Genomic DNA, 18986 nt, shown 5'->3' with positions numbered 1-18986 from the left:
ATCCGGACCGACGAGTACACAAGCGGGCCGCACCCACGACCCGATATGGACGATATCGACGTCGAGCCGGTGGATCGCGTCGAGGAGCCGGAGATCAACGAGACCGCTGACGCCGACCCCGCAAGCGACGCTGATCTCCCGACCGAAACGGACGCTGCCACGGACCTCCCGGCGGGCGTCGACGCCCCGGACTACGTCCTCTACGGCGGGAAGGGCGGCGTCGGGAAGACGACGATGGCGGCCGCGACCGGACTCGCCTCGGCGGCGGGCGGGGTCAACACCTTGGTGGTCTCCACCGATCCGGCCCACTCCCTCTCCGATACCTACGAGACGGAGATCCCGGCGAAACCAGCGCGCATTCGCGAGGACATGCCGCTGTACGCCGCCGAGATCGACCCCGACGACGCGATGGAGGAGGGGATGTTCGGCGCCGACGGCGACCCCCTCGGCGGGATGGGCGAGATGGGGGACGCGATGGGCGGAATGATGGGCGGTGCGAGCGACCCGGACGGCCCCGCAGACGACGAGGCCGACGGCGGCCTCGGCTCCCTACTCGGCGGGACGATGCCCGGCGCCGACGAGGCGGCCGCGATGCGCCAACTGCTGGAGTACCTCGACGACCCGCGGTTCGACCGCGTGATCGTCGACACCGCACCGACGGGCCACACCCTCCGGCTGCTCCAACTCCCAGAGATCATGGATTCGATGATCGGCCGGGTGATGAAACTCCGCAACCGATTCTCCGGGATGATGGACGGGATCAAGGGGATGTTTGGCGGCGGGGACGACGACCCCGATCCCTCTGCCGACCTCGACGAGCTCCGCGAGCGGATCGAGCGCCTCCGGAGCGTGCTGCAGGATCCCGAAAAGACCGACTTCCGCGTGGTGACCATCCCCGAGGAGATGAGCGTCACCGAGTCCGAACGGCTCGTCGCGCGCCTCGACGAGTTCGGGATTCCGGTGAACACCCTCGTCGTCAACCGGGTGATGGAGGGCGTCGGCGACGTGACCGACGGGAGCGGGGCCGCGATCGACCCCGAGTGGGTCGTCGAGCCGAACCCGGACTCCTGTGAGTTCTGTGCGCGCCGATGGGAGGTCCAGCAGGCGGCACTGCGTCGGGCCACGGACCTGTTCCGCGGACGCGACGTGAAGCGAGTCCCGCTGCTCGCGAAGGAAGTTCGCGGGGAGGCCGCACTGCGGGTCGTGGCTGCGTGCCTACGCTGAGCTACCCCTGAACGCGGACCCTACTCGTCGCGGATCGAGAACAGGCCATCCCTAACAGTCTCGGCTACGCCCGAGAGATACGCCTGACCGAACATCGCCACGATCAGGGCTCCGATCGAGTTGTACATTAAGTCGAGCACTGTGTCGTCGAGCCCGTGTTGTGCCAGCGGCATGGAGACCCCCGTCACGTCGGCGACGATATCGAGTCCGAACTCGAATAGCTCCCAGACGACCCCGAACGCGAGGACGACGACGAAGATGAAGACGAACGCGAAGCGGGTCGGGATCCGGATCGCATCGCTGTGAAGGTCGACGCCGCGCAGCGCCGTGTATCCCGCGCCAGCGACGAGCGTCGCCGAGAGCGCGTGCGTGAGGTGGTCCCACCACACGATCTCCGCGTAGAACCACGCGGATCCCAGCGTGTGGAGGAATACCGCCGACGTGATCCACACGCCGAGCCACGGATCGAGCGGGATGTCGTAGTTCCGTTCGGCCAGCGCCGGCACGAACGTGACGAACAGCCCGAGTCCTCCGTTGGTGATCGCCTTCGGCTCGCCGGCGACTACGCCGTAGACAACGATTGCGACGAGAAGGATCTGCATCCCGCGGGTGAGCCGTCGCTGGTTGGCGACGGACGGTCGCGGGAGCGACATGCGAGCGAAACTCATCGACGCACCACCCGCTGGAGGGCGCGTCGGAGCCGCACCCCGCGCTGCCGGAAGTAGGCGTCGAAGAGGGTGCCGGCGACGATCCCGGCCAGCGTGACGTAGATCCACTCGATCATCAGCGCCTCGTTCGTCGACAGGTAGGCGGTGTCGTACATCCGGTCGGCGTTCCACCGGAGGATAGTCCACACCGCCGCGGTCGCCATCGTCGTCATCACGACGAGGACGACCGCGAACCAGTGGGTCACCCGCAGCGTGGTGAACATGTGGAGATCGACGGTGATCGCAAGCGCCAGCGCGGCGATCGCGAGGTACGTCGCGAAGATGCCGAGCTCCCCGCCGAGCAGCGCGCGCACGAGTATCGGCAACAGCGCGAGCCCGAGCAGCTCCCAGGGAAGCATCGCGCGGGGCGTGCGCGCCGCGACCGCGGGCGCGACCACGACGGCGGCGATGCTCCCGATGAGAGCCATCGAGAGTAAGTCGAAGTCGAACAGACTTTCGACGAACACCCCCGCGAGCACCGTCACCATCGCCCACGCGATCAGCGCGTTTGTTCGTCCGTTGCGGAATAACTGCATCGCCCATCCCTCGTCGACGGCTCCCTCGACGAGGTCCGCGGGCGGATCCGGCCCGGGGAGGGTCAATCCGTCGTTGAGGTCACCGGGCTCTCCCGGTTCGCCCGGCTCCTCCGTCCCGTCGGCGGCGTCCGGTCCGCCGCGATCGGTGTCCATACCATTCATCGAGGCGGCGGTCACTAATATTGGTTGCTACGTCGAACGGACGACCTTTTATCCGTCACGTTCCTCCGTTCGTTATGAACTGCCGGCGGTGTGGAACCCCGCTTCGCAAGCCCGGGGACTACTGTCTCACCTGCAACACCGCCAACGCTAACGCCGTCGTCGTCGAGTTCGAGGCAGACCGCGCCCGGCTCACGATGCTCGACGAGGACGAGGTCGTCGGCGAGACGACCGTGACCACCCGTCCCGAGACCGACGAGCAGCTGACCCAGATCCAGCTCCGCAACTTCGCCGGGCGCGTCGCCGACGAGCTCCGCCGGAAGCGACCCGACACCGTCTACGCCGCCGGCGCCCGGGAGCCCCTCCGCGAGACGCGCGCGCAGGTCCACCACGAGTTCTACCGCGTCCCCGACGCGGGCGTCGACGAGGAGTCCGACGGCGATCGCGAGCACGCGAACCCCGTCGTTTCGTGGGTGCTCGCCCGTCGCGGCGACCGCGCACTGGATATCGTCGAGACGCCACCGCGCGAGAAGATCGGCGGGTCCCACTCGACGCTCATCGGCGATCGCAAGGGGCGGAAGGCGGTCAGCACGGTCGCGCAACATCCGCATGTCAAGAAGATCGTCCCCGGGCCGATCGACGCCGGCGGCACCGGCTCACGGACGGGACTACGTGCGAAGGCGACGCGCGCCGGGACCAACGGGAACATTCGGCTCCTCCTGCGGGACGGCTCCAGCGTGCAGGAGAATCGGATCGTCACCACCGCGATGGACCGCGAAACCGGCGAGCGCGTCCGCGAGGACCTCAACGAGGCGCTGCGGGACGCGGAACTGCAGGACGAGTGAGCGCGCCGACTCCCGGTAGGTATTTCCGGCACCGGCCGCGATCACTTATAAATGCTGAGCGACGTGATGGAGGACTACCTGAAGGCGATCTACGTCCTCCAGTCCGAGCAGGGTCCGCCCGTCTCGACGTCGGCGATCGCGGAGTACCTCGACAAGACCTCGCCGTCGGTCACCGACATGTTGGGAAAACTGGAGGACCGTGGACTCGTCGAGCGCGAGCCGTACCGCGGCACGGAGCTGACGGCGGAGGGCGAGGCGGTCGCTCTAGAGATCGTCCGTCACCACCGGCTGTTGGAGGCGTTTCTCGCCGAGCGGCTCGACTACGACTGGAGCGAAGTCCACGAGGAGGCGGATGCCTTGGAACACCACATCTCCGAGGCGTTCGAGCGGCGCGTGGCGGAGACCCTCGATGACCCCGCCGTCGATCCCCACGGCGACCCGATCCCGGGCGCGGACCTCGAACCGGTCGACGAGGAGAGCGGCGCCCTCCTCGCGAACCACAAGGAGGGCGATCGCGTGGTCGTAACCCGCGTCTCCGACCGAAACGAGGACGAACTTGAGTACCTCGCCGACGCCGGAATCACGCCGGGCACCGAGATCGAGGTCGTCGACGTCGCCCCGTTCGGGATGGTGACTGTGACGACACCGACCGGCGAGCAGAGCCTCCCCGCCGAGATCGCCCGCTCGATCCGGGTCGAGGACGCGGGCTGATTCCGATACCTGGGACCTCATTGCCCACACTCGTACATCGGTGCGGGTTCGCCGACCGTAACGACCAGCTTTCGTTCGCGAGGTTTTTCACGAAAACGACCCTCCTGAACGGTGTGAGTCTCTTCGTAACGCTCGGCGCCGGCGTCGTCTTCGGGCTGGCGCTCGCGGCCCCGCCCGGACCCATGAACGCCGTGATCGCCGAGGAGTCGGTGCTGCGCGGTCGCCTCGCCGGCTTCTGGGCCGGCCTCGGCGCTGCGACCGCCGATGCGATCTTCTTCGTGCTCGCGTACCTCGGCGTCGTCGCAGTCGTGGAGTCGTTCCCGCTGTTGCAGGGCGCTATGATCGCGATCGGCGGCGTCCTCATGCTGTACTTCGCTATCGGCGCGGCCCGCGGTGCCCGGGCGTCGTTCCGTCCGACCTCGGGCGCCGAGCCCACCGTCGCGGAGGGCAAGGGGTTCCGCAAGGCGCTGGTACTTGCCCTGACGAACCCGTACCAAGTGCTGTTCTGGCTGACGATCGGCGTCGGACTCCTCCGCCCCGGCGAGCTCGACGTGCTGGCCCGACTCCCCGTCGTCGGCGAGGATCTCGCCGGGACGCTCGTGGTCGCCACCGGCTCTCCGGCGCTCATCGGCGGGTTCTTTTTGGGGGTGCTAACGTGGATCGTGGGGTTCCCGACCGGGCTCGTCGCCGCCGAGCGCCGGATCGAGACGTTCGCACCGATCGTCGCGGTCGGCTCCGCGGTCGTGCTCGCTGGGTTCGGCGTCTACTTCCTCTACGACGCGGCGACGACGCTGGCGGCACTGGCGACGCTGGGGGTCTGAGTCTCCGGCAGCTAGAATCGCCCGACGCCGACGATCCGCATGGACAACGGCTTTCACCCACGGGCCCGACCGCCCGGTATGTTCGAGAAGACCACGTGGATCAAGCTCCCGCGGAACGTGCTCGTGGGCCACGGCGTCCTCGACGACCTCGGGGAGGCGGTCGGCGAGCTGTACCTCACGGGGAGGCCGCTGATCGTGACGAGCCCGACACCGAACGACATCGCCGGTGACCGGGTGCGCGCGCAGTTCGACGACCCCGCGACCGCCGTCGTCGAGGAGGCCTCCTTCGAGGCCGTCGAGAAGCTCACCGAGACCGCGGAGGCGGTCGACCCCGGCTACCTGATCGCCTTGGGCGGCGGGAAGCCGATCGACATCGCGAAGATGGCGGCCGACCACCTCGGCGTCGGCTTCGTCTCCGTCCCCACGGTCGCCTCCCACGACGGGATCGTCTCGGGACGCTCCTCGATCCCCGAAGGCGACACGCGCCACTCGGTCGCGGCCGACCCGCCGCTCGCAGTCGTCGCGGACACGACCCTGATCGCGGATGCCCCGTGGCGGCTCACCACCGCGGGCTGTGCGGACATCATCTCGAACTACACCGCGGTGAAAGACTGGCGGCTCGCTCGCCGGCTTCGCAACGTCGAGTACAGCGAGTACGCGGGCGCGCTCTCGGAGATGACCGCGGAGCTGCTCGTCGAGAACGCCGACATGATCCGCCCCGGGCTAGAGGAGTCGGCGTGGGTCGTCGTGAAGGCGCTCGTCTCCTCCGGCGTCGCGATGTCGATCGCGGGCTCGTCGCGACCCGCCTCCGGCGCAGAACACCTCATCTCCCACCAGCTCGACCGAAGCGCACCGGGGAGGGCGCTCCACGGGCATCAGGTTGGCGTCGCCTCGATCATGACCGAGTATCTCCACAGCGGCGAGAACGGGGAGTGGAGCGCGATCCGCGACGCGCTCGCCGCGCTGGACGCCCCGACGACCGCCGCCGAACTCGGACTCGACGATGCGGAGCTGATCGCCGCGCTCACGAGCGCCCACGAGATCCGCGACCGGTACACGATCCTGCAGGGCGGGATCAACGAGGCGGCCGCTATCGAGGTCGCGACCGCGACGGGCGTCATTGACGGATAAGCGGACTCATCGGTGAACCGAACCGCCGACAGCCGGCGACCCGTTCCGCCCTCGAAAGCGAAATAACCGTCCCGCGACAACTCCGCGTATGTCCACCGCTCGCGTTCGCGACCGGGCCAAAGAGCGGGCCGGCGCGATCACCGTACTTCTCACCATCATCGGCTACGGCGCGGTTGGCGGCGTGTTCCTCGTCCCCCAGTTTCAGGCGCTGTTCCCTGAACTGACGCGGAGTACCGTCGACCTCTTCGCACACGCCATCGCCGCTGTCAACACCGTCACGATCGTCACGCTCTCGCTCGGCTGGTACTGGATCCGCAACGGAGAGGTGAAGAAACACGCGGCGGCGATGACGACATCGTTCACACTCATCCTCGTGTTTCTCGGGCTGTACCTGCCGAAAGTTGCCGGCGGCGGAACGCGTGAGTTCGTCTTAGAGTCGGCGTACGCGTGGGTTCCGCTGTGGGACTGGATCTACTACGCGTACCTCCTCATGCTCGCGATTCACATCATTCTCTCCGTCGTCGCCGTTCCCGTCGTCCTCTACGCCGTCGTCCTCGGACTTACCCACACGGAGGCGGAGCTTCGAAACGAGACGCCCCACCGCCGGGTCGGCCGGATCGCCGCGAGCGCGTGGCTCCTCTCGCTCGTGCTCGGCGTCGTCACCTACCTCATGTTGAACCACGCGTACGACTCGACGTTCGCGGCCGCCGAGGCCGCGGCGATGCTCCTTCCGGTGGGTCCCGGAGCGTAGCGCTCCGCGTCGGTTCAATCCCCGACCGCCGCGACAGCCCACCAACACCGGCCCCGTCCACCGCCATCGAAACGCTTGAGCCGCGCCCCGGCCACCCACACGCATGACCGACTGGATCGGCGACACCTTCACGAGCGACGCCGGCTGGGATCACCTCGAATCACTCGTCGATATCGATCACCGCATGGCCGGCTCCGACGGCGAGCGCGCCGGGCTCGAACTGACCCGCGACGCGCTGTCCGACGCCGGCGCGCGTGACGCGCGGATCGAGGAATTCGAGATTCAGGGCTGGGAGCGCGGCGACAGCGAGATCCGACGCGACGAAGAGGTTGTCGCGAGCGGGCAAAACGCCTGCATCGCGCTCCCGCGGAGCCCGAGCGGCGAGGCGACCGGCGAGTTCGTCGATCTGGGGTACGGCGTCCCCGAGGACTTCGACGACGATCTGACGGGGAAGGTCGTGATGGTCTCGTCGGACACCCCCGACTCGGTCGACCGGTTCATCCACCGCCGCGAAAAGTACTACCACGCGGTGGAGGCGGGTGCCGCCGCCTTCGTCTTCGCGAACCACGTCGAGGGGACGCTGCCGCCGACCGGGAGCGTCGGCACCGCGGATGCGCCGATCGGCGATATCCCGGCGGTCGGCGTCTCGAAGGAGACCGGCGCGAGCCTCGCGCGCCGACGCGAGGGCGAGGACCTCACCGTCGCAGTCAACTGCGAGACGCCCGACGCGACGAGCGGGAACGCGGTCGCCGACCTCGGTCCCGACACCGACGAGTACCTCGTCGTCTCCTGCCACGTCGACGCCCACGACCTCGCGGAGGGGGCGATGGACAACGGCGCCGGCACCGCGACGATCGTCGAGGTCGCCAACGCTCTCGCGGCCCGCGAAGAGGAGCTCGACACGAGAGTGCGGTTCGTCGGCTTCGGTGCCGAAGAGGTCGGGCTGGTCGGCTCTTCCCAATTTGCCGCGGGCGTCGACCCCGACCACGTCAAGGCCGTCGTCAACGTCGATAGCAACGTGTTCGGTCGTACCCTGAAGCTCGATCACCACGGCTTCGACCCGCTGGAGGCGGCCGGCGAGCGCGTGAGCGACCGGTTCGATCACCCGATCGCGCTCGGCGAGGAGCAGGTCCCCCACAGCGACCACTGGCCGTTCGTCGAGCGCGGGATCCCCGGCTATATGGTCTCCGGTGAGACGGAGGGGCGCGGCCGGGGCTGGGGACACACGGGTGCGGACACGCTCGACAAGCTGGAGTCTCGGAACCTCCGCGAGCAGGCGATCCTCCTGACGGCGCTCGTCGTCGACCTCGCCGGCGACGACGTGTCGACCGCGCGGAAGCCAACCGACGAGATCGCGAGCGCGCTCGAACAAGAGGGGAAGGCGACGGGGATGAAGATAACCGGCGACTGGCCGTTCTAGCCCCACTCGCCCGCCGCGAACCGGGAGGTTTTCACACCCACCGATCGCATCCTCGGACATGGAAGCGTCGGAACGCCGCGTTGCCGTCGTCGGCGACGACGGACGACCGTCGGAGCTCCGAGACGCGGTCCGGGACGCCGGGGGACACCTCACAGGCCCCGCAAGCACGAGCGCCGAGAGGAGGACGATCGGTGACGACGATACCGACTCCGACCTCCTCGTGGCGGTCGGCGACGAGGCTATTCGCGACGCCGTCGTCGCAGCGACGGACTGTACGGTTATCCCCGTTACCGACCGTCGGCTCGCGTTCGATCGCGACGGCGCCGTCGATGTCCTTCGACGGCTGCTCGACAAGTCGGCGGGTGACGATTCCGTCAGGCGCGTCAGTCATCCCGTCCTCGCGGTCGACAGTGGGACAGACCCGCACTCGCGGGCCGCGTTTGATGTTGCCGTCGTCACCGACGAGCCGGCACGAATCTCGGAGTTCGCGGTCGAGTTCCCGCGCGGGCAGACCGAGTCGGTCCGCGCCGATGGTGTCGTCGTCGCGACGCCGCTGGGGAGCGACGGATACGCGAACGCTGCCGGAGGTGCGCTCGTAGAGCCTGACGGCGGGCTCTCAATCGCACCGATCGCCCCGTTTAGCACCCGGACCGACGCGTGGGTCGCGGCGGACCGGATACGACTCACGGTCGAACGGGAGGGCGAGCCGATCGCGCTCGTGACCGACGGGGAGCGACGCGTCACCGTTGAGCCACACCGACCGATCGAGATCGAGACGGTCGATCGAGTCGCGTTCGCGGCGCCGAGGGGATCTCGCGAGCGCGCTGATCGGAAACACTCTAATAACTCGTGACCAGATGTGTGGGTATGGACCCACTGCAGTTCCTCGTTCCGCTCGGCTGGCTGTCCGAAGTCGGACCGATGCTGCCGTACGCGATACTCGTGATGGCGGTCGCGAACCTCGCGACCCGACACATCGCACACCGGCACCACGTCGACCAGGGTAGCGACGGCGACAGCGTCGAACCGTACACGCCTCACGCGTTCACGAACATCGGACTGATGCTTCTGACGTTTCTGTTCGTTCTCGACGCGCCCGTCAGCGGCACGATCCTCGCGGTGATCGTGATCACGATGCTGATCGCCGACCTGTTCGAGCTTGAGGCGCGAAACGTTGAGGCACGCAACGACATGTCGATCGAGGCCCCGAAGAGCTCGATCGCCGCGTCGCTGCTCGTCTTGGTGTTCGCCTCCTACTACGCCCTGTGGTTCCTCGTCTCGGGGATCTGGAACCAGTTCGTCATCGCATAATCCGGCGATACCGGGACCGACGGCCTTCCATCGTCTCCGTATCGCTTCCGCCGTCGCTCTCGTCTCCGTCGCACTCGCGTTCGCACATCGACCTCTCCTTCCCGTAGCGACCGCTCCTCGACGTCGCGGATCCCTTCTCGTTTCCGTCCGACTTCCGTCGCCGTGCGGGCCCACAGAGACACGTCGATGCGGCGCGCAAAGGAGAGGCCTCTCGGTGACGGAGAACTGCAAAACGAGATACGGGTCAGCACCCGGTCCGAAGAAGGAAACAGCTAGGGAGTCAGTTCGCCGCGTCGGCGTCGTCGTCGAGGGCGGCGCGCAGCTCGCGGCTCGCCGGGATCAGCACCCAGAACGTCAGCGCACCGAGGATCATCAGCCAGAAGAACGCGTTGCCGGCGACGAGACCGATCTCTCCGTAGGCGCTATCGACGCCCTCGGCCGGGTTGACCAGCTGCACGATGTCGTAGTACGAGGGCGTCCGGTACCATCCGCCGAAAGTGAGCCAGCCGAGGCCACCGAGCGCGAACAGGGCGAACCCCTTCATGAACTCGTCTGTCATTGTCCTACGATTCGTCGGAGTCGTCTTGAGACTTTCCCATCCCTTGGCCGCGGAACCGTGTCCCCAGCACGTACACCACCGTCCCTCCGACGATGAACGCGATGCCCCCGATCGCCAGCGCGGCGACGAGGGCGTCGTCCGACGGGTAGAGCCCGGCGCTGTTCAGGAGGTAGACGATCGTCGTCCGCATGAAGCTGATCTGCATCGTCGCGGCGTCGATAAGCGTGAAGCCGATCAGGTACGCGACCACAGCCGCCAGCGTCGAGAAGACGGTGACGGCCTTGTACAGGCGGAACGGGACGACGACCTCGCGTCCGTCGGCCCCGACTCGGGGCCCAGTCGGCTCGCTACGGGGATCCTCTCGTTCGTCTGCAGCGATCGGATCGCCCGTCTCGTCGAACGCCTGTGCGTCGTCGTGGTCGGTTGATGATGACATCGAGGGAGTGTGCGGCGGGAAAACGGAACCGGATGTTCGAGGCCGTTACTTCGGCGGGCGCAGCATGTAGTACCGCCGGTTCAGGCCGTACATGTACCCCTCACGCATCGTCTTCAACACCGCGTAGGTGATGATGCCACCGAGCACGGGCAGCATGAACGTGAGGGTGAGGAGCAGGTCGAGCGTGATCGGGAAGAAGTTCTGGATCGCGAGCGCCGCGAGCGTGAACGACAGGATAACGCCCGTCACGCCGACGGCGGCCCAGAACGGCTGCTCGACGGGACGGCGCGCGCTCCCCTTGTTGAGGAACGGCACGAGCCCGATGACGCCGAAGACGATCCCGTGAGCGGTGATACCGAGGAACTCGTTCGACATCACGATGTTCCCGCCAAGCACGGCCAGTTCAGGGTTAAGCGGGTTGAGCTTCAGCAGCCCGAACGACCAGTAGAGGTACCAGTCCGGCAGGATGATCGCCGGCGTCGAGCCGGGGTTCGCCGGCTCCCCGTAGTGCGCCGGCATCAGCGCCGCGATGAGGATTATAATCCCGACGAAGAAGCTAGTGATCGCGAGGTTCCGAAGCGTCTCGTGGGGCCACGTCGGGAAGCCCAGCACGTCGCGCTCGACGTACGTCGACTCGGTGCGGAGGTCCTCGTCCTCGCGGCGGGAGCGCTCGAAGTACTGGTAGGTGAGCTGTGCGAGCCCCTGCGAATGCTCCTTGCGCTCGGACCAGGTGGGCGTCTCATCGTCCGGCGGCACGGTGGCCGGCGGTCCGCCGTCCGTGCGCGCTTCCTCGTCGGTGCCTCCGTCCGTCATGGGGGTGTCGTTGTCGGTCATTGGATTAGTGCGGCTCCGCGATGCCCTGCACCCAGACGATGCCGACGTGGAGGGCGATGAGCCCCGTCACCACGAACGGCAACACGAACACGTGCAGGATGTACATTCTCACGAGCGTCGCCTGTCCGAGCGTGAAGCCGCCGAACAGGAGCTGTGCCGCCCACTCGCCCACAAGGGGCGTCGCGAGCGCCATCTCGACGCCGATCTGCGCGGCCCAGAAGGACAGCTGCTTCCACGGGAGCACGTACCCGGAGAAGCCGAACAGAAGCGTCAGGCCGATGAGGATGACCCCGAGGATCCAGTTGACCTCCCGGGGCTCCTTGTACGACCCGGTGAAGTACACGCGGAGCATGTGCAGGAACACTGCGGCGACCATGAACTGGGCGGCCCAGCTGTGGAGGGAGCGGAGCATGAACCCGAACTGGACGTCTTTCATGATCATCACGACGGAGTCGTACGCGGCCGTCGGGTCGCCCTGCGCGGCGGCGCCGGCGGTCGACGGGGAGTAGTAGAACCCGAGCAGCGCGCCGGTGACCGCCGCGACCAGATACGCGATGATAGAGAGGGACCCGAGCGAGTACAGCGGGTACCAGTACCAGAACTTGTTGTCGAGGTCGTACTGTTCGGTGTGGCTCTTCGGCATCTGGAGGTTCGCGCGGTAGTACATCGTCTCCAGCAGCTCGAGGTAGTCGACGATGCGGAGCCGCTTGTCGAGCCAGATGAGCGTGGTGAGGAACGCGGTCTCGATGACCGTCAGGTCCTGCTCTTTGAGCCACGCGTTGTGGTCCATCTCGTCTTGTTTTTTGAGGCTCATTGTCAGGTTACTTCTTGTAATACGGGTAGACGGCCCGCTTGAGCGTCTCGGTTAGGTTACCGGTGTCGACGCCGACGCCGTCTTTGTCCTCTTCGCGGACGTAGAGGTCCTCCCACTTGCGGCGGCGCTTCTTCACGATCATCACGTCGGGGAGGAACTCCTTGCGGTACAGCAGGAGGATGAACGCGAGGTCGATAAAGATCATCGCCAGCAACGCACCGGCGAACATGTTCCCGAACTCCGTCGAGGCCCACGCGGACATGAGCCCGTAGACGAACAGGGAGACGAATACGACCTCGATGACGGTGAGGAGCACGATCGCGATCGCAGCGGCGGTGCTCTCACGTGCGGGCTCGTACCGGTGGATGTCACCGTACGAGGAACCGCCGGAGCTCATTGGGAACCCCCGTGGCCGGTGTGGGCCGACTCACCGTACTTCAGCAGATAGAAGGTAAACACGAAGGTCAGCGAGATACCGAGCATCGCGGCGATGCCGACCCAGTGGGCGTGAAGCGGGACGCCCACGTGGGCGATGTTCTCCGGCCACCCGGTGTTCCCGCCGCCGCCGGCCGACTCCGTCTCGATGTCCTCACCGACGGCGAGGCCGGCGTGCATGCCGACCGCGGTGTGAGGCACGCAGTGGTAGTGGGTTATCCCCACGTCCTCCTCGCTTGTCTCGTACTCGTAGGTCGCACCCTCCTCGCCGACCGGATCACCGCTGTCGAGGCTGGCCGGCCCCTCGACGTTCTGCACGTTGTGTGCGCCACCGTTCCCAGTCCACTCGAACGTGATGGTCGTCCCGGGGTCCACCCACAGCTTAGTGGCGTCGAACGCGAGGCCACTGTCGCCCGCGCCGACCTGTACGGTCACCTCGCTCTCGCCGCGGGCGTCTTGGTACGTCCCGAGGTTTGCACCCGTGACCGCGCTCGGCCAGACCGGTTGTAGCTCCTGTGCGGCGACCGTTCCGGTCGCTCCGGCACCGGCCGCGGCCACGGCGGTCGCACCGCCGGCCGTGCGCACGAATTCCCGCCTTTTCATACAGGTTCACTCGGGACGGGGTGCGCTTAAACCCACCGACTGAACTCGTCGACTTGGAAGGGCTTACAAGGCCTCTGTCCCGCGATATCGGCATTTCACTCGTCCCGCGTATCCTCGTTCACAACCCCGCCTTCGACCGGGACGAAATCGGGGCGCTCCTTCGCCTGCCGGAGGGCTCGCAGCCGTTCGCGATACTCTTCCGAACGGAACCGATCGGAGAGGCGCGCGTTCGCGACCATGACGAAGAGCAGCAGACCGATGAGCAGGAACACGATCCCCATCGCCGGCGCGACGATCGTGTTCAGGTCGATGACGAACGAGGCGATAAGCAGTGCCGCTCCCGCGAGCACCTGCACGATCGCGACCACCTGGATCATCAGGTTGCCGAACTCGCCTGTGCCCTCCGTGACCGTGTCCGGATGGGGAAGCGACCAGTCGTCCGGGGGTTCGGGCACGTCGTACGATTCCATCGCCGCCAGCGCGACGATCGGCTCGATGTCACGGAGCACGGTTCCCTGCCCCGTCACCTCGCCCGTCGGTCGGACGATCGCATACCCCTCGTCGGAGTACACGAGGAGCCGGTCTTCGCCGTCCTCGCGAACGCGCTCTAACACGCCGAAAACGTCCCGGCGCGCGATCCGAGACTTCAACTCCGCCTCGGCGCGGTCGAGCAGCCGGTCACCGGTGATCCACGAGTCCGGATCGAACGCGGCATCCCACTCCTCCGCGCTCATCCGAGCCATGTCCGAGGGACCGAACTCGTCGAAGTCGTACTCCTCGTCGACTCGCTCGCGGAGTGCGGCAAGGTCGTCCGCGTCGTCGGGAGCGTCGCCGCTACTCTCGTGGGACGCGTCGCCTCGGGGAGATTCGCCGCCGTCGGACTCGTCCGGCGACCGGTCCGGCGGCGACTCCGGATCCGGTTCGGTCGAGGTGTCCTCCATTGTCCGCCGGTACGTGCTCCGGACGCTAACTGTTTTCGTCTACCGACGGGGCGATGGGCGTCCGGGGCGATCCGCTCCCGAGAGCCAGACCGAGGAGCCGCGGATCGGGGAGTTTTACGCGCCGGAGATCCAATCGCGGGTAATGGTCGACGAGTCGGTTATCGCGGCGGTGGCCGGGCTGTCGGTGACTGCGAGCTTCCCGTTCCTGCTGTACGGGGCATGGATTATGATCGACACCGAGACCGTGACGTGGACCGTTCTCATGCGGCACCTGCGATATATCGGCGTCGGGCTGGTACTTACGACCGTCCCGATCGTCGGGTGGATGATTCCGCGGCTCTTCGTCCACCTGTCCGGGCTCGCCGTGATCCACGCGTTTCTGGGAGTGCAGGCGTATGCGCTCCTGGCATTCGCCCTCACGGGAATCGCCCGAATCTTGCAGGCGAAGCATAATGCTGACGCCTACGAGGATCCCGACGTCGACATCGACGAAATACACGAGGATATGGGTCACTGGCGTGCACGGCTCCGGGCGGGCGTAGCCGGGTTCATGCTCCTCTGGCTGTGCGCGTGGGTGACCGGGCTCTACCGGCTCTACGCCCTCCACGTCGCGCCGATGTTCTGACGGGCGTCGCCCTGCCGAGAGCCCGGGAGCGCCGACGACCTCGAAACGCGGCATCGACCGCACCGACCGACAGGTTCAATCCCGTTTTCGCCGTAGTCCCGGTATCGTGGCAGTCACTTTCGATCTGTTCGGGACCCTCGTCGACGTCGAGTACCCGTCCGACCCCGCGGAGATCGTCGCCCGCGAACTGGAGTCGCGCGGCGTCGAGGTACCGGACGACTGGCACGTCGCGTACGGCGAGCGACACGTGGACGCCCCGGCGGGCGCGGAGGTCCCGCTCCCCGCTCATGTGGCGCACGCGCTCGACTCCCGCGGCGTCGAGGCCGCCGACAACGTCGTCCGGCACGCCGTCGTCGCGGCGTTCGACCCCGACGTGACCCGGCGCGACGGCGCGCTGGAAGCCGTCCGAGACGTGTCCGATCAGGGCCCTGTCGGTCTCCTCTCGAACTGTGCGGTACCCGAGCTAGTTCCCAAGACGCTGATCCGCGCCGGGCTCCGCGGCGAGTTCGACGCGGTCACGACGAGCATCGGCTGTGGCTGGCGAAAACCCCATCCGAAGGCGTTCGAGGCAGCAGCCAAGGCCCTCGGCGTCGCGCCCGCGTCGCTGGTCCACGTCGGTGACGACCCCGAGACGGACGGCGGCGTCGAGGCTGTCGGTGGCCGGTTCGTGGACGTGACGGAGACGCCGCTCGACGCGCTGGCGGCCCAGCTCGAAGCCGAGCTCTGACGACAGGAATCAGACGCCGACGGAAACGCCTACTCTCCGGGCGCGTCGATATCGGCCCGATCCGTCCACTCCCGGCCGACCCGGCCCTCCGCGACCAGTTTTTCGAGGTGAGCGACGACCGTCGCCCGCGCGAGGTCCGCAACGCCGGTCAGATCCTTCTCGTAGGCGGCGTCGACCACCGCGTCCACGTCGCTCGCGCCGGCCTCGACCGCCGCAAGGACTACCCGCTCGCGGTCCAGCCGGTGGTCGATCAGGCGTTGACAGACGATATTCGGGTCCTCGATGACGGGACCGTGTCCGGGGTACAGCCGGCCGTATCCCGCCTCGCGGACGCGTTCGAGGCTGTTCAGGTACTCGTGGAGGTCGCCGTCGGGGGCGGCGACCGCGACGCTTCCCGACTCGATCGCGAGGTCGCCACAGAGGAGTTCGGAGGGCGTGCCGTCAGCACCGGCGTCGCTGTCGCCGTCTCCGTCACCCCTCGACTCGACCGCGAACGCGACGTGATCCGGCGCGTGGCCCGGCGTCTCGACCGCGCGGACGGAGGTGTTGCCGACGCGATCGCCGTCACGAAACGTCTCGTCTGGCTCGACGCCGGTCGCCGCCGCGAACCGGTCGACGTGGTCGGCGTGCGCGAACACGGACGCGTCGGTCAGGTCGGCGTACTCGGCGACTGCGCCGACGTGATCCGGGTGGGCGTGGGTGACGGCGATCGCGTCGACTGCGCCGCCCTCTGTTCCGTTACCGCTCTCTCCGTCGACGCCGACCGCCGCGTCGAGCGTCTCTGTGCGAGCCGCGGGATCGACGAGGGCGCCGCCCGCGAGATAGGCGTTCGTCGTCCCGCCGGGCGCACGAGTGTCGACCGCGACGCGGGTAACCGACGACCTCAGGTCCGGCGTCGCCATCGCCTCAGTCTCCACGTCCGACAGAAGAGCCGTCGCGCCGATCGAGTAGGGAGCGCGCGGCCGGCCCCGGGCCGGATCCCGAGCGGTCTCGTCCCGGGATTGCCACGTCCACGTCGTCGGCGACAGCGAACCGTGAGAGGTCGGCGACGCCGGAATCGACCTCGTCGAGGGAACCGTACGGCCGCCCGACGACGATGTCGCCCGCCTTACTCCGGTTGATTCCGGGGATCGCCGTCAGCTCGTCCATCGACGCCGCGTTGACGTCGATCGGGTACGGGACGCCCGTGACCGAGCGGTAGCCGTGGTCCGTGATCGCCACGTCGATGGCGGTGCCGAGCTCGCGCTCGCCCGGTACGGCGACGAGGAGCGCGTACGTGCCGAGCTGCCGGCCGAACGTCTTGCCGTCTTGGTGGTACTCCAGATGGACATCGGGGAGGACCGTTCCCGGCGGGACGACTCGGTCGAGCATCGGGTTGTCGACGGTCTCGCGGACCTCCCGCTTGTACGCCTGAAACTGGTCTTTGTGCTCCTGTGCGATGTCGGCGCCCGTCTCGGCCATCTCCGTGCCGGCGAACGCCATCACCTGCCGGATGTTGATCCGGCGGAGCATGAGCCCCTCGTCGTAGACCGTCTGGAGGAACTCCTTGTTGTGTTCGTACGTCTCCGGGCGCTCGCCCGCGAGCCCGTGGACGAGGTTGATCCCGGGGAGCAGCTTCGGCAGCCGCGGCGAGGCGTCCGGCCCGGTCGAGGGCCCCATCACTCGGTCGTCGGCGCCGGGGGTCGTCTCCGGGGTGTCGCCCGGTCGCCAGCCGCCCTCCTCGTTGACGACGCGGACCGCCTCCAAACACTCCTCGGCGGTGACGAGCAGGTTGTTCTGCTCCTGAACGACCGGGTCGGCCGATTCGAGTCCGAACGCCGCGGTGTCACCGGGCGTGTTGTGTGCGGCGATCACGCGGATCGCCTCGCGAGAGGCCTCCGGGTAGTCGGTGATCGTCACCGGGTTCATGTTGTCGAGGTGGAGCGTCCGCAGGTCGGGCGCGACCTCGCGGATCCCGCTGTACAGCTCGCGCAACGCGTCGGGGTTCGGCGCCTCCCCGTCGCCGCCGAACGCGAGGATGTCGGCCTGCCGGCCGAGCCGGAAATGCTTGACTCCCCGATCGGAGAGCGCGTCGACCTCGTCGACGACCGACTGCGCCTCCCGGAACGCCGGGCTCCCGTACAGCGGCTCGGTACAGAACGAACACCGGTAGGCGCACCCGCGGGAGGTCTCCATCTCGCAGATGAGGTAGTCCGGGTGGTTGGGGTGTTGCTTGACGACGAACGCGCCCTTCTCGGCCCAGCGGTCGATCTCCGCGTTGTCGCGCATCCGGTTGCCGAACCCCTCTAACCCCTCGCGAACGAGGTCGTACGCGGCCGCCTCCACATCGCCCATGGCGACGAAGTCGTAGTCGAGATCGTCGCGCTCGGTCTCCTGTGCGCCCGCGTTCTCCTCGCCGACGCCGAACCGCACGGGGCCGCCTAGCAGAGTGACACCGTCCGCAGTCCACCCCAACTCGCGCACCTCGTCCGGCTCCGCAGGAGTCCCGCCGACGTACTTCCCGGGAACCGTCATGCCGCCGACGTACACCATGAGGTCCGCGTTCGCGACGTCGGCGTGCTTGCCCCGGTCCTCGCGCAGCTCGTCGATCGTGTGGTAGGTGATCGACTCCTCGGGGACGCCCGCGTCGACGAGCGCGCCGGCCGTGTACCGCGGATACGTCGAGATGTACGGCGGCACGCCGAAGTGCGCTGGCTCGTCGACGTAGCCGTCGACGATGGTGACGGAGAGGTCGTTCGGGTCGGGCGGGAGCGAACCCCGGCCCGACGCGGGCGAATCGGTCATGTTGGCCCACCGTAGTCGGCCGAGACGGGAAAAGCGTGCGGAACGTCTGGGGTTCCCCGGATCGCTTATAAGCGCTCTCGCGGAATCGGCCGATATGCCCTCCGAGCCTCCTCCGGACCCGGATCCATCTCCAGCCGACGACACGCAGTCCCGTCGTCAGCGGGTCGGACAGTACGTCGCGCTCGGCGCGGTCTGCGCGTACGCCGCGGTACAGTTCTACGGCGCCGATCCGCGCCCGTGGGGACTCGCCGCCGGCTGGGCCGCGGCGACCGCGGTCATCCTCGGACCGGCTGCGTGGGTGGCGCGGGACCGGCTCCCGCCGGATCGACTGGAAACGCTGACGTACGTCGCCTTCGGCGCCGCGATCCTCGCCATCCCCGTCGGACTGGGAGCCGCGCTCGCGTTCGAGGTCCCGTTTTTCCCGTACGGTCCCGGCTTCCTCGTCGGTGTCGCGCTCGGGACGCTCGTCGTGTTCCTCGCCGAGCGCACCGTCGTCCCCGAGCGGCTGCGCGGAGCAGGGATCTGATCGCCCTCGCGGAGTCGGCGCGTCCAGTCGAACCGGACCGCCGCCGCCACGCCGTTTAAGCCCTCGCCGACACAACACCTCTGTAT

Annotated in this window: 23 protein-coding genes; 12 read left to right on the top strand and 11 right to left on the bottom strand. The window is 67.8% G+C overall.

The window, feature by feature from the left end; translation table 11 throughout:
* The first annotated feature begins 45 nt into the window (after positions 1–45).
* Positions 46–1224: an ArsA family ATPase gene (locus tag HLAC_RS03280; protein ID WP_012659895.1), complete on the top strand. Its 1179-nt coding sequence runs from the start codon at positions 46–48 to the stop codon at positions 1222–1224.
* Positions 1225–1244: 20 nt separating this feature from the next.
* Here the strand turns inward: HLAC_RS03280 and HLAC_RS19190 are convergent, their stop codons facing one another.
* Positions 1245–1877: a DUF2238 domain-containing protein gene (locus HLAC_RS19190; RefSeq protein ID WP_088901222.1), complete on the bottom strand. Its 633-nt coding sequence runs from the start codon at positions 1875–1877 to the stop codon at positions 1245–1247.
* Between the two features lie 11 nt (positions 1878–1888).
* Positions 1889–2620 carry a hypothetical protein gene (locus HLAC_RS03270; RefSeq protein WP_170933344.1) on the bottom strand — a complete coding sequence of 244 codons (732 nt, stop codon included), beginning with the start codon at positions 2618–2620 and terminating at the stop codon, positions 1889–1891.
* A gap of 83 nt (positions 2621–2703) precedes the next feature.
* On the opposite strand from HLAC_RS03270, the gene HLAC_RS03265 reads away from it, so the two are divergent.
* The 8 genes from HLAC_RS03265 (at position 2704) to HLAC_RS03230 (ending at position 9616) form a co-directional block, all read left to right on the top strand.
* The gene (locus tag HLAC_RS03265; protein WP_012659892.1) at positions 2704–3471 is read left to right on the top strand and encodes a DUF2103 domain-containing protein; all 768 of its coding nucleotides are present in this window, start codon (positions 2704–2706) and stop codon (positions 3469–3471) included.
* Positions 3472–3522: 51 nt separating this feature from the next.
* On the top strand, positions 3523–4182 hold the full coding sequence (locus HLAC_RS03260) for a metal-dependent transcriptional regulator (RefSeq protein ID WP_049933195.1): 660 nt from the start codon (positions 3523–3525) through the stop codon (positions 4180–4182).
* A 113-nt stretch (positions 4183–4295) separates the two neighbouring features.
* A complete protein-coding gene (locus HLAC_RS03255) occupies positions 4296–5003 on the top strand; it encodes a LysE family translocator (RefSeq protein WP_012659890.1) in 708 nt (235 codons plus the stop codon).
* Between the two features lie 78 nt (positions 5004–5081).
* A complete protein-coding gene (locus HLAC_RS03250) occupies positions 5082–6134 on the top strand; it encodes an NAD(P)-dependent glycerol-1-phosphate dehydrogenase (RefSeq protein WP_012659889.1) in 1053 nt (350 codons plus the stop codon).
* Between the two features lie 88 nt (positions 6135–6222).
* A complete protein-coding gene (locus HLAC_RS03245; protein ID WP_012659888.1) occupies positions 6223–6885 on the top strand; it encodes a DUF420 domain-containing protein in 663 nt (220 codons plus the stop codon).
* A gap of 103 nt (positions 6886–6988) precedes the next feature.
* Positions 6989–8305 (top strand): M28 family peptidase, encoded by a 1317-nt coding sequence (locus HLAC_RS03240; RefSeq protein WP_012659887.1) that lies wholly within the window; start codon positions 6989–6991, stop codon positions 8303–8305.
* A 58-nt stretch (positions 8306–8363) separates the two neighbouring features.
* On the top strand, positions 8364–9158 hold the full coding sequence (locus HLAC_RS03235) for an NAD(+)/NADH kinase (protein WP_012659886.1): 795 nt from the start codon (positions 8364–8366) through the stop codon (positions 9156–9158).
* Between the two features lie 14 nt (positions 9159–9172).
* A complete protein-coding gene (locus HLAC_RS03230) occupies positions 9173–9616 on the top strand; it encodes a DUF7313 family protein (protein ID WP_012659885.1) in 444 nt (147 codons plus the stop codon).
* Positions 9617–9896: 280 nt separating this feature from the next.
* Here HLAC_RS03230 and HLAC_RS03225 read toward each other — a convergent pair whose 3' ends face one another.
* The 7 genes from HLAC_RS03225 to HLAC_RS03195 all read right to left on the bottom strand — a co-directional run bounded on the left by HLAC_RS03225 (position 9897) and on the right by HLAC_RS03195 (position 14238).
* On the bottom strand, positions 9897–10175 hold the full coding sequence (locus HLAC_RS03225) for a DUF7314 family protein (RefSeq protein WP_012659884.1): 279 nt from the start codon (positions 10173–10175) through the stop codon (positions 9897–9899).
* A 4-nt stretch (positions 10176–10179) separates the two neighbouring features.
* Positions 10180–10611, bottom strand: a complete 432-nt coding sequence (locus tag HLAC_RS03220) for a DUF7315 family membrane protein (RefSeq protein ID WP_012659883.1) — start codon at positions 10609–10611, stop codon at positions 10180–10182.
* Between the two features lie 45 nt (positions 10612–10656).
* On the bottom strand, positions 10657–11445 hold the full coding sequence (locus HLAC_RS03215) for a cytochrome b family protein (protein ID WP_012659882.1): 789 nt from the start codon (positions 11443–11445) through the stop codon (positions 10657–10659).
* Positions 11446–11449: 4 nt separating this feature from the next.
* The gene (locus HLAC_RS03210; protein ID WP_012659881.1) at positions 11450–12259 is read right to left on the bottom strand and encodes a cytochrome b; all 810 of its coding nucleotides are present in this window, start codon (positions 12257–12259) and stop codon (positions 11450–11452) included.
* A 7-nt stretch (positions 12260–12266) separates the two neighbouring features.
* On the bottom strand, positions 12267–12656 hold the full coding sequence (locus HLAC_RS03205; RefSeq protein ID WP_012659880.1) for a DUF7318 family protein: 390 nt from the start codon (positions 12654–12656) through the stop codon (positions 12267–12269).
* Positions 12653–13297, bottom strand: coding sequence for a plastocyanin/azurin family copper-binding protein (locus HLAC_RS03200; RefSeq protein ID WP_012659879.1), 645 nt, complete (start codon positions 13295–13297; stop codon positions 12653–12655). Before HLAC_RS03200 ends, HLAC_RS03205 begins: the two co-directional genes overlap by 4 nt.
* A 95-nt stretch (positions 13298–13392) precedes the next feature.
* Positions 13393–14238 (bottom strand): DUF7319 domain-containing protein, encoded by an 846-nt coding sequence (locus HLAC_RS03195; protein WP_012659878.1) that lies wholly within the window; start codon positions 14236–14238, stop codon positions 13393–13395.
* A 142-nt stretch (positions 14239–14380) separates the two neighbouring features.
* Here HLAC_RS03195 and HLAC_RS03190 point away from each other — a divergent pair, with 142 nt between their 5' ends.
* A complete protein-coding gene (locus tag HLAC_RS03190; protein ID WP_012659877.1) occupies positions 14381–14863 on the top strand; it encodes a DUF7321 family protein in 483 nt (160 codons plus the stop codon).
* Between the two features lie 106 nt (positions 14864–14969).
* A complete protein-coding gene (locus HLAC_RS03185; protein WP_012659876.1) occupies positions 14970–15590 on the top strand; it encodes an HAD family hydrolase in 621 nt (206 codons plus the stop codon).
* Positions 15591–15619: 29 nt separating this feature from the next.
* Here HLAC_RS03185 and HLAC_RS03180 read toward each other — a convergent pair whose 3' ends face one another.
* Together HLAC_RS03180 and HLAC_RS03175 are read right to left on the bottom strand one after the other, a co-directional pair.
* Positions 15620–16492, bottom strand: coding sequence for an MBL fold metallo-hydrolase (locus HLAC_RS03180; protein ID WP_012659875.1), 873 nt, complete (start codon positions 16490–16492; stop codon positions 15620–15622).
* Between the two features lie 4 nt (positions 16493–16496).
* Positions 16497–18374 (bottom strand): radical SAM protein, encoded by a 1878-nt coding sequence (locus HLAC_RS03175; protein ID WP_012659874.1) that lies wholly within the window; start codon positions 18372–18374, stop codon positions 16497–16499.
* A gap of 94 nt (positions 18375–18468) precedes the next feature.
* On the opposite strand from HLAC_RS03175, the gene HLAC_RS03170 reads away from it, so the two are divergent.
* Positions 18469–18900 carry a hypothetical protein gene (locus tag HLAC_RS03170; RefSeq protein WP_012659873.1) on the top strand — a complete coding sequence of 144 codons (432 nt, stop codon included), beginning with the start codon at positions 18469–18471 and terminating at the stop codon, positions 18898–18900.
* Positions 18901–18986 lie beyond the last annotated feature (86 nt).

The sequence above is a fragment of the Halorubrum lacusprofundi ATCC 49239 genome, assembly GCF_000022205.1.
In the GTDB taxonomy this organism is placed as follows: Archaea; Halobacteriota; Halobacteria; order Halobacteriales; family Haloferacaceae; genus Halorubrum; species Halorubrum lacusprofundi.
The sequence above is the reverse complement of the archived record's forward strand: the minus strand, read 5'-3'. Positions and strand labels throughout refer to the sequence as shown.